The sequence below is a fragment of the Arcicella sp. LKC2W genome (assembly GCF_034931005.1).
Lineage (GTDB): Bacteria > Bacteroidota > Bacteroidia > Cytophagales > Spirosomataceae > Arcicella.
Map to the genome: position 1 here is coordinate 63,622 of NZ_JAYGIN010000007.1, position 14,512 is coordinate 78,133.

General features: G+C 35.6%; 11 protein-coding genes. 8 read left to right on the forward strand and 3 right to left on the reverse strand.

Annotated features, from left to right (window positions below; translation table 11 throughout):
* Positions 1-9 precede the first annotated feature (9 nt).
* Positions 10-1,629 carry a malate synthase A gene (gene aceB, locus VB796_RS07470; RefSeq protein WP_323345897.1) on the reverse strand — a complete coding sequence of 540 codons (1,620 nt, stop codon included), beginning with the start codon at positions 1,627-1,629 and terminating at the stop codon, positions 10-12.
* A gap of 302 nt (positions 1,630-1,931) precedes the next feature.
* Here aceB and VB796_RS07475 point away from each other — a divergent pair, with 302 nt between their 5' ends.
* From VB796_RS07475 to VB796_RS07510, 8 genes are all read left to right on the forward strand, one after another.
* Entirely contained in the window at positions 1,932-3,425 is a 1,494-nt protein-coding gene (locus VB796_RS07475) for a helix-turn-helix domain-containing protein (protein ID WP_323345898.1), read from the forward strand.
* Positions 3,426-3,623: 198 nt separating this feature from the next.
* Entirely contained in the window at positions 3,624-4,043 is a 420-nt protein-coding gene (locus VB796_RS07480) for a transposase-like zinc-binding domain-containing protein (RefSeq protein ID WP_323345899.1), read from the forward strand.
* 211 nt (positions 4,044-4,254) lie between these two features.
* Positions 4,255-5,736: a hypothetical protein gene (locus tag VB796_RS07485; RefSeq protein ID WP_323345900.1), complete on the forward strand. Its 1,482-nt coding sequence runs from the start codon at positions 4,255-4,257 to the stop codon at positions 5,734-5,736.
* A 43-nt stretch (positions 5,737-5,779) separates the two neighbouring features.
* A complete protein-coding gene (locus VB796_RS07490; protein WP_323345901.1) occupies positions 5,780-7,357 on the forward strand; it encodes an MFS transporter in 1,578 nt (525 codons plus the stop codon).
* A gap of 301 nt (positions 7,358-7,658) precedes the next feature.
* The gene (locus VB796_RS07495; RefSeq protein WP_323345902.1) at positions 7,659-7,883 is read left to right on the forward strand and encodes a DUF6814 family protein; all 225 of its coding nucleotides are present in this window, start codon (positions 7,659-7,661) and stop codon (positions 7,881-7,883) included.
* 556 nt (positions 7,884-8,439) lie between these two features.
* Entirely contained in the window at positions 8,440-11,148 is a 2,709-nt protein-coding gene (locus tag VB796_RS07500; RefSeq protein WP_323345903.1) for a sensor histidine kinase, read from the forward strand.
* 105 nt (positions 11,149-11,253) lie between these two features.
* Complete coding sequence (locus VB796_RS07505; protein ID WP_323345904.1) at positions 11,254-11,649, forward strand: response regulator; 396 nt, start codon at positions 11,254-11,256, stop codon at positions 11,647-11,649.
* A gap of 144 nt (positions 11,650-11,793) precedes the next feature.
* Positions 11,794-13,689, forward strand: coding sequence for a propionyl-CoA synthetase (locus VB796_RS07510; RefSeq protein ID WP_323345905.1), 1,896 nt, complete (start codon positions 11,794-11,796; stop codon positions 13,687-13,689).
* 143 nt (positions 13,690-13,832) lie between these two features.
* Here VB796_RS07510 and VB796_RS07515 read toward each other — a convergent pair whose 3' ends face one another.
* Positions 13,833-14,240, reverse strand: coding sequence for a type II toxin-antitoxin system death-on-curing family toxin (locus tag VB796_RS07515; RefSeq protein WP_323345906.1), 408 nt, complete (start codon positions 14,238-14,240; stop codon positions 13,833-13,835).
* Positions 14,237-14,512 carry a hypothetical protein gene (locus VB796_RS07520; RefSeq protein WP_323345907.1) on the reverse strand — a complete coding sequence of 92 codons (276 nt, stop codon included), beginning with the start codon at positions 14,510-14,512 and terminating at the stop codon, positions 14,237-14,239. The genes VB796_RS07515 and VB796_RS07520 overlap by 4 nt, the downstream gene beginning before the upstream one ends.

Sequence of the window (14,512 nt, forward strand, 5' to 3'; positions counted from 1 at the left end):
AGTTGTGAATTATATCTCCACCTCTTCGGTAGATAAAAGTGTTGAATATGCCTCAGTAGTTAGGAATAAATCAAATTTCTTTTGCGTAACCAATTTGTCAAATAGATTAATGGCATCGAAAAATCTACCATTGAAATAATTGTCTTCGCCCACCATATCTTTAATTTTTTGTATTTCATCTGCCAAAAAGAATTTGTACATCGAAATATCAATCGTTACACCATAATAGGTTTTAGCACGGTGATGAAGCCATTGCCAAAGTTGAGCTCTCGAAATTTCAGCGGTGGCAGCATCCTCCATCAAATTATGAATTGCTGCTGCCCCGATGCCTCTCAACCAAGATTCAATGTACAAAATACCCACTTGTATATTCATGCGTATGCCTGCTTCGGTAATGCAAGCATCTGGAATACTGAAATTTGTCAATTCTTCAGCCGTAATATTTTCGTTTTCTAATAATATGTGTTTTTGGTGCGGATTCTCTCTCAAAACCTTGTTGAATGGTTGTAAAGCCACTGGCACTAAGTCGGGGTGAGCAACCCAAGTACCATCAAAACCCGTTGATGCTTCCAATTCTTTGTCGGCATTTACCTTTTCAAAAGCTAATTTATTAATACTTTCGTCCTTACGACTTGGTATATACGCTGACATTCCTCCGATGGCATGAGCCTTGCGTTTGTGACAAGTTTTTACCAAAAGTTTGGCGTAAGCACGCATAAATGGTACGGACATCGTAACCTGTGAACGGTCGGGAAGAATACAATCCGAAAATCTATGAAATTTTTTGATGCACGAGAAAATATAATCCCAACGTCCTGCATTTAAGCCCGCAATGTGTTCACGCAATACGTATAAAATTTCATCCATTTCAAAAGCTGCCGTGATGGTTTCAATCAAAACAGTGGCTTTGATAGTTGCTCTTGGCATTTCTATGGCTTCCTGAGCGGCGATGAAAATGTCATTCCAAAGTTGTGCTTCAAGGTGACTTTCGATTTTTGGAAGATAGAAATAAGGGCCGCTTCCACGTTTTACCAATTCCCAAGCATTATGAAAGAAATACAAACCAAAGTCGAATATTGAAGCAGAAATGGGTGCCCCATCAATAAAAACGTGATTTTCTTCCATGTGCCAACCCCTTGGACGAACTTTCAAAACGGCTACAAATTCTTTCAAAGCATAATTTTTTCCATTATCAGCCGTAAAGTCAATTTGTTTTCTGATGGCATCACGCAGGTTAATTTGTCCGTCCAATAAATTATGCCACGATGGCGTATTGGCATCTTCAAAATCTGCCATAAAAACCTTCGCTCCAGAGTTTAACGCATTGATAACCATGCGTCTATCTACTGGCCCCGTGATTTCGGTACGTCTATCTTGTAAATCAGCAGGAATAGGAGCAACCACCCAATTAATATCACGAATAGCTGCTTTATTCTCAAGAAAATTTAATTTTTTACCTTGATTGATTTCTTCCTGTAAGTCTTTGCGTTTTTGCAAAAGTTGTTTGCGTTGCTTGTTGAACATTCGGTGTAAATCTCGAATGAAAACGATGGCATCTTCTGTCAAAATTTCTTCGTAATGCGGAGTTATTTCTCCTAATATCTCTACGCCGTGAATTGATTTTATCATGTCTTTATTTGCTTTGTTATGTATCCTTATTTATTCTGGAAGAAGTATTCTTGAAATCTTAACCTTGTTCTGATTTCTATGACAAACCTAATAAAGCGAAATTATAAAAACAAGCGAAATTTCGCTAAAAATAAAAATCAGCGAAATTTCTTTAAAAAGTCATACGTTTTTTGGAAAAAGTCTAAGTAATTTTGTTGAAAATAGGTCTTTTAAAGAAAACAACTCAAGCGAATATTCGCTGTTGGTGTTTTTGGGAAGAAAAGTTTAGCGATATTTCACTAATTTTGAAAAAAAATAAAATTATGAGCATTAATACCGACAAAGTAAAAATCATTTTTGGACTGAAAATTAGACAGCTTCGTCTTGATAAAAAATTATCATTAAGTGAAGTCGCTGAAAAATCTAATCTTTCGATTTCTTATCTGAATGAAATTGAGAAAGGAAAGAAATATCCCAAGACCGAAAAAATCATGGCTTTGGCGAGTGCTTTTGAGGTGGATTATGATTCGTTGGTGTCTTTAAAGCTCAATAAACAATTAGAACCCATCGCAGAATTGCTCAATTCTAATATTTTAACGGAACTGCCTTTGGAAATTTTTGGCATTGAACCTTCCGATTTTATTGAATTGATGTCGCAAGCACCCGCTAAAATATCGGCATTTATCAGTACCATTATTGAAATTAGTCGGAATTATGATATGCGAGTGGAGCAGTTTTACTTCTCCGTTTTGCGGTCGTACCAAGAAATGCACGATAATTATTTTGAAGATTTAGAAGAGTCGGCTCAAAAGTTTCGGACTTTATTTGAAATTACGCCTACGACTTCGCCCAACGAAAAACTTTTGAAAGATATTCTCGAAAACTTCTATCACTATCGCATTGAAGAGTTTACGCCTGAGCAATATCCCGATTTAATCACGGTTCGTTCGGTTTTTGACCCTAAAAATAATAAACTGCTTATCAATAAAACTTTGAGTACCGAGCAGAAGGCGTTTTCTTACGGTCGAGAAATTGGGTATCAATATTTACAACTCAAAAATCGCCCAATGATTTCTTCGGTTTTAGAAGTTGAATCGTTTGAGCAAGTCTTGAATAATTTTAGAGCTTCATATTTTGCGGGAGCAATTTTGGTGAATAAAGACATTCTGATTGGTCGTTTGACGTACTTTTTTGCTTCGCCAAAATGGGATGCTGCCATGCTTTTAAACATCATGCGTTTGTTCAGCGTAACGCCCGAAGTATTTATGCACCGTTTGTCGAATGTGATGACGAGCCATTTTAAAATTAAAAATCTATTTTTCCTTCGATTCAATAATCAAGTTGACCATAATTCATTTCATTTGACCAAGGAAATGCACCTGACCAAATTGCACACGCCACACGGAACCGCCATGAACGAACATTATTGTCGGAGGTGGTTGTCGTTAACCATTTTGAAAGATTTGGAAAATGAACAAAAAGCCAATGGATATGATGCTGAAGAGGTTATTTGTAAAGCTCAAATTTCGGAATATATTGATACTGAAAATAATTACTTAGTGATTTGTTTAGCAAAACCTTCACCACCAAACAAAATTGTGAACAGTAGTATTACTTTGGGTTTTGCGATTGATGATAATTTGAAAAGTAGTGTAAATTTTCTGAGTGATTCTGCTTTACTCCATAGAAAAGTCAATGAAACCTGTGAGCGTTGTAGTTTAATGGATTGTAAAGAGCGGGTTATTGAGCCTATAATCCTTCAAAAACGTCAGGCAAGAGAAAAACTGAAAGTAGCGGTGACAAAATTGATAAGTTAATCTTGGATAAATACAACACTTGATAGTGCTTGTTGTACAAAACGAATAATATTTGGCTATTTTTTGGTTTACAGAATTTTATTTTGAAAAATTCGTGTTAAACATACTTAAAGTGCCAATAAATTTTATTTCGAACAAATTTCATTTTGTTGCTTATTTAATATAGATTTGCTAAATGTACTATATCACATTATTTATATGAAAAATCCAAATTGTCCCCGTTGTGATGGTAATAATATAACAAAAAGTGGCGTTATCAATGAAAAACAACGCTTTAAATGCAAAGACTGTAATTATAACTTTACGGTTGAAAAAATGGGTAAAGGCATTTCAACTTATTACGTTATTAAAGCCCTACAATTGTATATAGAAGGTGTGAGTTATCGGGAAATTGAGCGACTTTTAGGCGTTTCTCACGTTTCTGTGATGAATTGGGTAAAGAAATATCAAATAAAAATTCCTAAAAATTCAGAGTATTACCCAACCTATAAAATCATGAATCACAGGGAATTAGTGGCTTTTTATAGCGAAAGAGAAAACCTTAGAGATGCTGGAATGATTGTGACGGAGCTTGGAGATAAATTTATGCTCATTAAATGGGAAAGATTAAAACATTAAGCAGATTATACAATCGTTAAATGTGCCTATTGGGTTATTTTAAAGGTTGTTTTGTTTGAAAAATAGTATAAAACTATACAAAAATAGCAAGAGTATATCATTGCTATTGACTGTATAGTTTTTTTTATGACCTTTGGCTCATCATTGTACAAAAAAATCATTTTTTAGTACAAAATATAACAAAACAAAACCATAAGAAACCATTAGTGTCATGAAGAAAGTAATACTCTGTCTGTTGGGCGGAGTGCTGGCTAATTGCCAGATTTTCGCCCAACAAACTCCAGCAACAACCAGTACAAGTACAACAACTGCTACGCCAGCTCCTGCTCCACCAGCAGAACAAAAAGTGACAGTTTACGGATTTTTGAGAAATGATGTTTATTATAATTCTCGCCGAAATCTGGATTTAAGAGACGGAGTTTTAGATGTTTATCCTTTGGATGCCACCAATCTTCCGACAAGAACTGGAACAACTTTGACGGCTAATCCCAATGATGATGCCAACGCAGTTCCGCAATTAGGGTATTCGGCAATTGTGACACGCTTGGGAGTAAGAATGGGTGGAATTTCTGCTTTTGGAGCAAAAATCTCTGGAACTTTAGAAACCGACTTTTTCGGAATTACCAACGGTACAGGAGGTTCTGGAAGTGGGACAGAGAATTTATTACGTCTTCGTCATGCTTTTGTGGCAATGGATTGGACGAAAAATCAATTAATGATTGGTCAATATTGGAATCCGAATTTTATTCCAAAATGTTTTCCAGGAACTGCCAATTTTAGTACAGGTATTCCTTTCAATCCTTTCTCATTCGTTCCACAAGTTCGTTTGACACACAAATTAGGAAAAGAAATGTCATTGATGGGAATGATTTTCGGTTATGATTTAGCAGGTTTTAGTCCCGCAGGAACATTTGCAGTAGGTTCTGGAGTAGATGCTCAGAAATATTCTACTACTCCAGCTTTTGCGGCTCAATTAGGATATGAAAACAAGAAGTTTTTGGCAACTGTTGGTTTTGAAGGAAATACTTTAACCCCAAAAATTACCGATACAAAAAATACTTCTACGGGAGTTTATGGCGGAACAGGAACAGGTAATGTGCAGAAAAATATCGGTAGTAGTTTGTTTACACTCAATTTGTTAGCGTTTGCAAAATTGACAACTGATAAAGTAACGATGAAATTTCATACTACTTATGGACAAAGTTACACACAGTACGTAGGTATGGGCGGTTTTGCAGAATATAGAGATGCCACAACTGGAGAATGGAAATATTCAGCACAAAATCAATTGAATATGTGGGGAGAATTTATTTCAACAAAATCTAAAAAAGTTCAACCAGCCGTTTTTGTAGGATATTTGCAGAATTTAGGTCTATCTAATGCTATTTCGAGTAGTAGTGTTAGAGCGGGAACTTTAGCATTTCAGGGAAGAGGCATCAGTACTGGTACTGGGCGTACTTTTGATAATTTGTTGAGAATTGCTCCAAGAATTGATTTCTATTCTGGCAAAATGAAATTAGCTCTTGAATACGAATTGTCAATCATGAAATGGGCAGATATTGATGGCAATGTGCCAAATGCAGATGGTTCTTTGCCAACATCTATTTCATTTAAGGCAAGTACAAGTTCATTAGGAAGAGCTTTCGATGCTACCAACGGTCGTGTTGCGGCAGTTATGGTTTATAATTTTTAAAGAAAAACACTCAAAATCACTCAAATAACCCCTTATTATCGTTATGTCAACACATACAGAAAAAACTTCGACTAAAGGATTAGCAGCCATTATTGGAGCATCCTCAGTTGGAACGCTCATCGAATGGTACGATTTTTACATTTTTGGTAGTTTAGCGACTATTATTTCCACTCAATTTTTCCCGAAAGATAACCCAACGGCGGCATTTCTTTCAACATTGGCCACTTTTGCTGCGGGTTTCGTGGTTCGTCCTTTTGGAGCATTATTTTTTGGTCGTCTTGGCGATTTGATTGGTAGAAAATACACTTTTATGGTTACGCTCGTATTGATGGGTGGTGCCACGTTTGCGATTGGTTTAGTTCCCAAATACGAAACAATTGGTTTCTTTGCTCCGCTGTTAGTATTGGTACTCAGACTTTTACAAGGTCTTGCCCTTGGTGGTGAATACGGTGGAGCCGCCACTTACGTAGCCGAACACTCGCCAGCAGGTCAGCGTGGTTTTTGGACTTCGTGGATTCAGATTACGGCAACGGCAGGTTTGTTTATTTCATTGGGAGTAATCTTGGTTACGAAAAACTCAATGGAAAAAGCTTCTTGGGAAGATTGGGGATGGAGAATTCCTTTCTTGGTATCAATCATCATGGTTTATGTGTCGGTTTTGATTCGTAAGAATATGTCGGAATCTCCACTTTTTGCCAAAGCAAAAGCCGAAGGTAAAACGTCTGTAAATCCTTTGAAAGAATCGTTTGGTAATAAATTGAACTTCAAATTTGTATTATTAGCCTTATTTGGAGCAACAATGGGGCAAGGTGTTATTTGGTACACAGGACAATTTTATGCTCAGACTTTCTTATTGAAAATCATGAATATTGACTTTGACCAAGCAAACACACTTTTGATTATTGCCTTGATGTTAGGAACACCGTTCTTCGTATTATTTGGATGGTTGTCGGATAAAATTGGTCGTAAAGGTATCATGTTGACAGGTATGTTATTGGGTGTATTATGTTACCGTCCGATTTACGAAAAAATGTACCAAACCACTAATTTAAAGAATAAAGAAGAAGTTACTGCCAATACGAAAGTTGAGGTGAAGAGAGAATTAGCTCCAAAATCAACAACAGATTCATTGATTACCACAACAACTAACAAATCTTACGTTGACGGAACAACTTACAAAGAAGTTAAAAAATTGACTATCGTAGCAGGAAAAGCAGAAGCTGACCAACCAAAAGCAGAAGTAACTAAAACGGTTAAAATCAATGATTCTGATAAATGGACTTTGATTATGATGGTATTTATTCAGTTGATATTTGTAACAATGGCTTACGGTCCAATTGCGGCATTCTTAGTAGAAATGTTCCCAGTGAAGATTCGCTACACATCAATGTCATTACCGTATCACATTGGTAACGGTGTATTCGGTGGATTGATGCCAGCTATCGCAACTTACTTAGTATCAACGGCTAAAGATGCCAATGATGTAGCTGAAAAAGCAGGACAAGCAATCGTAAATGCACAACCATACTTAGAAGGTTTGAAATACCCAATGATTGTGGCAGGAGTATGTTTTGTAATTGGTTTATTGTATATCAAAGAAGATAAGAGTATCAGAGACTAAAGGAAATTTAGTGATTAGTTACTGGTTATTGGTGATTAGTTACTGGTTACTGGTGGATTAGTTATTGGTGATTAGTTTTATTAGATAAATTAAAAATCTATTAATATCTCAAATCATTCATTCAAGTATTTTAAAATATTATTGTAAATTTTGAACTCAACTGTCTGAAAGTCAATTTCTTTAAAATCGAAAATCGAAAATCGAAAATCGAAAATCGAAAATCGAAAATCGAAAATCGAAAATCGAAAATCGAAAATCGAAAATCGAAAAGCCTTTCAGACAGTCAAAACATAAAAGAAACATGAACGGAATCAAAAAAATATTAGGAGTAGTTTGGATACTCTTAGGTTTAGCGACCGCATACTTTGGAATTACAGTTTTAGGTCTTCCAAAATTTGCTTCGGGCAAACAAGAAGATTTAGTGTTTGGTATTATCATCATGCTTGTGCTTACGCCAATCATTACGGGTGGATTGTTGATTTTTGGAAAATACGCTCTTTCGGGAGAGTACGATTCTGAAGATTAATTAAAGATACTAAAACATAGTTTTAGGGATAGATGTTTAAGTAAAATATGCCACAGAAATCTTTGAGTAATCTGGATTCTTGGCATATTTTCTTTTTAGCTATATTTTCTTAGCAAGTATAGCTGATTGTTTATTAGAATAGCCATAAAAATTAGTTAAATTGTTCAAGAATAGAAGGTGTGATTAAATGGAATCTTATGGTCTGGTCGAGCGGACTCCGTCTGACTATCGTCTGACTTCATAGAACATTACACGTAGTCGGACGATAGTCAGACGGGGTTATGAAGATAATTTATAAGTCTTATTTCTAAGAAATCTCAAAGTTTAAACAGATTTACTAATTCTTCATTAATGGAAACTCACAAAGACCAAAAATTATTAATAATAAGTTGTTTATTTCTGGTGCTTTTTACCTTTCCAGTTTTATCAATTTTTAATAGTGAAAGTAGCATCAACGGAATACCTGTGCTTTATTTGTATATTTTCGCTGTTTGGATTTTGTCTATTATTACCATATTTCGAGTAATCAAAAAGGAAAGTAAAGAAATCAAGAAAGATGAATAGTGTCGTATTAATAATGGTTTCGTTGCTTTATCTGGCATTTCTTTTTGGCGTTGCCTATTGGGCAGAAAAACAATCTGAAAAAGGGAAAAGCTTAGTTACCAATCCGTATATCTATGCACTTTCGCTGGCGGTTTATTGTACCGCTTGGACGTTCTTTGGGTCAGTCGGAAGAGCAGTAACAAACGGTATCGAATTTTTAGCCGTTTTTATTGGTCCAACCATTATGATGCCACTTTGGTGGGTTGTTTTACGGAAGATTATTAGAATTTGTAAAGTGCAGAGAATCACCTCAATAGCTGATTTTATTTCGTCCAGATATGGGAAAAGTGCCACTTTGGGCGTTTTAGTTACGTTGATTTGTATTTTGGGCGTTTTGCCTTACATCGCTATTCAGTTAAAAGCAATTTCGAGCAGTTTTTTGATTGTAGCACATTCTTCGGGTGACCAAAATGCGGATAATTTATTTTGGGGAGACTTAGCCTTTTACATTGCGGTAGTTTTGTCGGTTTTTACCATCATTTTTGGAACTCGTAAAATTGATTCAACCGAACGCCACGAAGGAATGGTAACTGCCATTGCAGCCGAGTCAATTATCAAATTAGCAGCATTTTTAGCAACGGGAATTTTTGTAACCTACATCGTTTTTGATGGTTTTGGAGATATTTTTCAGAGAGCCAGTTTAATACCAGAATTAAGAAAGACATTTGTTTTTAACAATGATTCGGATGCTTCGGGTTGGGTTTGGCATATTTTTTTGTCGATGGCGGCTATCATGTTTTTGCCACGCCAATTTCAAGTAGCAGTCGTTGAAAATGTCAATGAAAAACACCTCAATAAAGCCATGTGGTTGTTTCCTTTGTATTTGTTACTGATTAATATTTTTGTGATTCCGACGGCATTGGGTGGAGAATTACTTTTTACCAATAATACCGTCAATCCTGATAATTATGTATTGGCAATTCCTTTAAAGTTCAATCAGAAAATACTGACTCTATTTACCTACATTGGTGGTTTTTCGGCAGCAACAAGTATGATTATCGTTGAAACAATTGCTCTTAGTGTGATGGTTTCCAATAACTTAGTAATGCCTGTTGTCTTGAAAAGTAAAAAAATACAAGAACATTTTCAAGGAAATTTGAGTGGGTTGGTGAATAATATTCGTAGAACTTCCATTGTATTAATCTTGCTTTTGGCGTATTTATATTACAAAACAATAGCAGAACATTATTCTTTAGTTTCCATCGGAATGGTTTCATTTACTGCCGTTGCACAATTTACGCCAGCTATTATTGGCGGTATTTTTTGGAAAACAGGTAATCGCAAAGGAGCTTTAATTGGTTTAGTTTCAGGGGCAATCGTTTGGTTTTATACACTGGTGTTGCCTTCAATTGTGGGAGCAGGTTTTTTCCCTCAATCAATTATTGACTACGGTTTATTTGGAATGGAATTTCTGAAACCTTTTTCACTTTTTGGGTTGAAAGGAATGGATAATATCTCGCACGGATTATTTTGGAGTTTGATGATTAACGTTGGTTGTTATTTATACTTTTCAATTAATAGTCCTGTTTCCTCAATTGAGCATAATCAAGCGGTAATTTTTGTGGATATTTTTCAATATTCTGAACAATTAGAACCTTCTGCCATTTGGCGTGGAACTGCGTATGTGCATGATATAAAGATACTTTTGAGCAATTTTTTTGGTGAAAAACGCTCTGAAAAAGTATTAAGGCTTTTTGCTCAAAAGCACGGTTTGAATACTAAAAGTGAACGAGCTGACCCTAAATTGGTTGGATACGTCGAAAAACTTTTGGCAGGAGTAGTCGGAACGGCATCGGCTCGGATTATGATTTCATCGGTATCAAAAGAAGAGAAAATTTCTACCGAAGAAGTAATCAGTATTTTGAAATCTTCGCAAGAATTATTATCAGCCAATAAAAGCTTGAGAAAAAAATCAGTTGAGTTAGAAAAAGCGACTTCTGAACTAAAAGATGCCAACGAAATTTTGAAACGTACTGATAAACTGAAAGACGATTTCCTCTCAACAGTTGCCCACGAAATCAGAACACCACTGACTTCTATTCGTGCTTTATCTGAAATTGTTTTTGATAATCCAGATATGGAGCCTGATGAACGAGAGCATTTTTTAGGAACAGTCGTGAAAGAATCCGACCGTTTGGGAAGACTCATCAATCAGGTTTTAGATTTAGAAAAATACGAATCAGGGAAACAAAAATTAGACAAAGAAGAAGTTGATATTCAGGATATTATCAAAGATGTCATTGATACTTTACATCAACAAGTGAAGGAAAAGAGTATCAAATTGGTCTTTATTCCAGACCGTTTTGCCCCAAGATTTGAAGCAGACCGTGATAAATTGACACAAGTGGTAGTTAATTTGTTGTCGAATGCCATTAAATATTGTGAACCGCAAAAAGGTGAAATCATCATTGCAACACATTACGTAGAAGGTTGTATTTATACCAGTGTTCAGGATAATGGTGCTGGTATTGATAAGAAATTCCAACGGCTCATTTTCGATAAATTCTTCCAAGCAGAAGACCAAACCATTAAAAAACCAAAAGGTAGCGGACTCGGATTGGCGATTTCTAAGAAAATTATAGAATTACACAATGGGCAAATTTGGGTAGAAAGTGAAGTAGGCAGTGGATCAAAATTCACCTTTATGATTTCAGTAGTTTAAATTTCGATGCTTGATGTTTGTTATTTGATGTTCGTTTTCTCAAACATTGAAAATCAAACATCGACCATCAAAAATCAAACATCGAAATATCAAGCATCTAAAAAAATGAAAGAGTTAATAAAAGTTTTAATCGTTGACGACGAGCCAAGTATTTTGATGTCATTAGAATTTCTAATGAAAAAAGAAGGCTATCAAGTTTTTATTGCTCGTGACGGCTCAGAAGCGATGGATATTATTGAAAAAGAAGTGCCATCCATTATTTTGTTGGACATAATGATGCCTAATGTTGATGGTTATGAAGTTTGTTATCACGTCAAAAATAGTCTTCGCTTCGAGCATATAAAAGTAATTTTTCTGAGTGCCAAAAATAAAGAAATGGATATGGAAAAAGGATATTCAGTAGGGGCAGATTTGTACGTTACCAAACCTTTTTCAACACGTACTTTAGTGGCAAAAGTAAATGCCTTAGCCATCAATGTAGTTTCTGGCTCGGCTTCTTAAAACCAGTAATTGAGTGATTTTTAATAGTAGGAATGATTATAGGAATTATGAAAAATAATCTGATTTTTCATGAAATACCTAAAATCATTCAGGGAAATCTATTGCCTTTTTTGAAAAATCACTCTGTTAAATCCTTCTAAAATCATGAAATATCAAGAAAAATATAATCATAGTATTCATAATAAAGAGCAATTTTGGGCAGAGCAAGCTGATAAAATTGCATGGTTCAAAAAGCCAGAAACCATCCTGTCGCAAGATGAAGACGGTTTTTATCGTTGGTTTGAAGGTGGAAAACTCAATACTGCTTACTTAGCCCTCGATTATCACGTTGAAAATGGGAGAGGTGAGCAACACGCACTTATTTATGATTCGCCTGCAACCAACTCTGTAAAGAAATATACGTTTAGAGAATTGCGTGATGCCGTAGCAAAATTGGCAGGTGGACTAAAAAGTCTTGGCGTTGAAAAAGGTGATACCGTGGTCATTTATATGCCGATGGTACCCGAAGCAGCCATGGCGATGTTGGCTTGTGCAAGATTAGGGGCAATTCATTCCGTCGTTTTTGGCGGTTTTGCACCGAGCGAATTAGCCATTAGAATTGATGATGCCAAGCCCAAAGTTATCATCTCAGCTTCTTGCGGAATAGAGTTTGATAAAGTAATTCCATACAAACCGCTGTTAGATGATGCCATCGAAAAAGCTGAATTTAAACCAGAATATACCATTGTTTTGCAACGTCCACAAGCACTTGCCAGCATGATTGAGGGTCGTGATATTGACTTTAAAGCATTGCAGAATAATGCTCAATCCGCTGATTGTGTGGAAGTTGATGCAATAGACCCGCTTTATATTCTTTATACATCTGGCACGACGGGCAAACCAAAAGGGATTGTTAGAGATAATGGTGGTCATGCCGTAGCGATGCACTACTCAATGCAAGATATTTATAATGTAAAAGCAGGAAATGTATTCTGGGCGGCATCGGATATTGGTTGGGTTGTGGGGCATTCCTATATTATTTATGCACCCTTAATTTATGGTTGTACAAGCGTCTTTTTTGAAGGCAAACCCATTAGAACTCCCGATGCTGGTACTTTTTGGCGAGTAATTGCCGACCATAAAGTTAATTGCTTTTTTACTGCTCCGACCGCTTTCAGAGCTATCAGAAAAGAAGACCCAACGGTTGAATTAATGAAAAAATATGACCTCAGTTCGCTGAAAAGTATTTTTGTAGCAGGTGAACGTTGCGACCCATCAACTTTATTGTGGCTAAAAGAAATTTCTAATCTTCCTGTAATTGACCACTGGTGGCAAACAGAAACTGGTTGGGGGATTGTTGCCAATATGATGGGAGTAGAGGAGTTTTCTGTAAAAGTTGGGTCTGCCACGAAGCCAGTTTGTGGCTTTGAATTAAAGATTTTGAATGAAGCAGGAGAGGAATTGAAAGCCAATGAAGAAGGATATATTTGTATTAAACTACCAATGGCTCCTGGTAGTTTACCAACACTTTGGAATGATAATCACCGTTTTAAAGAATCATATCTAAGCACTTTTGAGGGTTATTATCTCACAGGTGACGGTGGATATATAGATGAAGACGGCTATGTATATGTGATGGGACGAGTTGACGATGTTATAAATGTGGCGGGACATCGCCTTTCTACGGGAGCGATGGAAGAAATTATTGCCTCTCATCCAGCTGTGGCAGAATGTGCAGTTTTAGGTATTGCAGACGAATTGCGTGGACAAAGACCTATTGGTTTTGTCGTATTAAAAGATAGTCAATTGATTGATGATAAAATACTTGAAAATGAGACAATTACGCTCATTCGTGATAAAATAGGAGCTATTGCCTTTTATCGAAATACCATTTTAGTAAAACGTTTGCCCAAAACTCGCTCAGGGAAAATCCTCCGAAAAGTAATTCGACAATTAGCTGATGGAGAACAATTTACTGTTCCATCGACAATTGATGACCCCGCAATTTTGGAAGAAATAAAGCAAGTTTTATTGAAACGAAAGATTGGAAATGTACTTTAAAATAGCGATATTATTTTAGCAAGATAAGGTATATTATTTTAGCGTAATACTTTCAAACAAGGATAGATTCTGTAATTTTGAGTTGTAATTTTGGGATATGCTTTGAAGGAGAATAAATTGTATTTTTCTTAGTATCGCAGACTTTAGTCTGTAATGATAGTATTTGCAGAAAACCATAATCGACACTCTGCTAAACTTGATTGTCCAGAAGCAACTTTGATAATAAAATCGGTTAGTATTGGATTAGTAATTTTTGTTGAAATGTCATATTTATTTAGATTTAAAAAGATTAATGAAGCTGCCAAGCCAGTGCGTTTATTTCCATCTGTAAAAATATGATTACAGATAATGTTGTAACAATAAATGGCAGCTTTATCGGAAATAGTAGGATAGAGTGGTACACCAAACATTTCAGCTTGGACTGCTTCGATGAGATAATCAAGGTTTTCTTCGTGTAGAAAATTATGAGGAGGCATGAAATTTCCTCCATGTGCATAAAGTGTAGCTTGATTTAACCTGATAATTTGTTCTTTGTTTAAATATTGTATCATGCTAAGGCTCTAAAAGTTTCTCCGAAACGTTCGAAATTTTTATCTATAAGTTTTTCAAATTCGTCATCAGAGTTGGGAGTATGTTCTTCTCTATTTTGAATTTCATTTAGATTTTTTAAAAAAGAGTTTAGAAACTCTAACTCCTTATCTGAAGTATGATTTGGATTATTAATAAAAATTGAGATTAGCGTGTTTTTAAGGGTCACAGATTCTTCATCAATTAATTCACGAAGAGCTTCTTTAACCATATTTTTATTCACTATTGCTGTCAT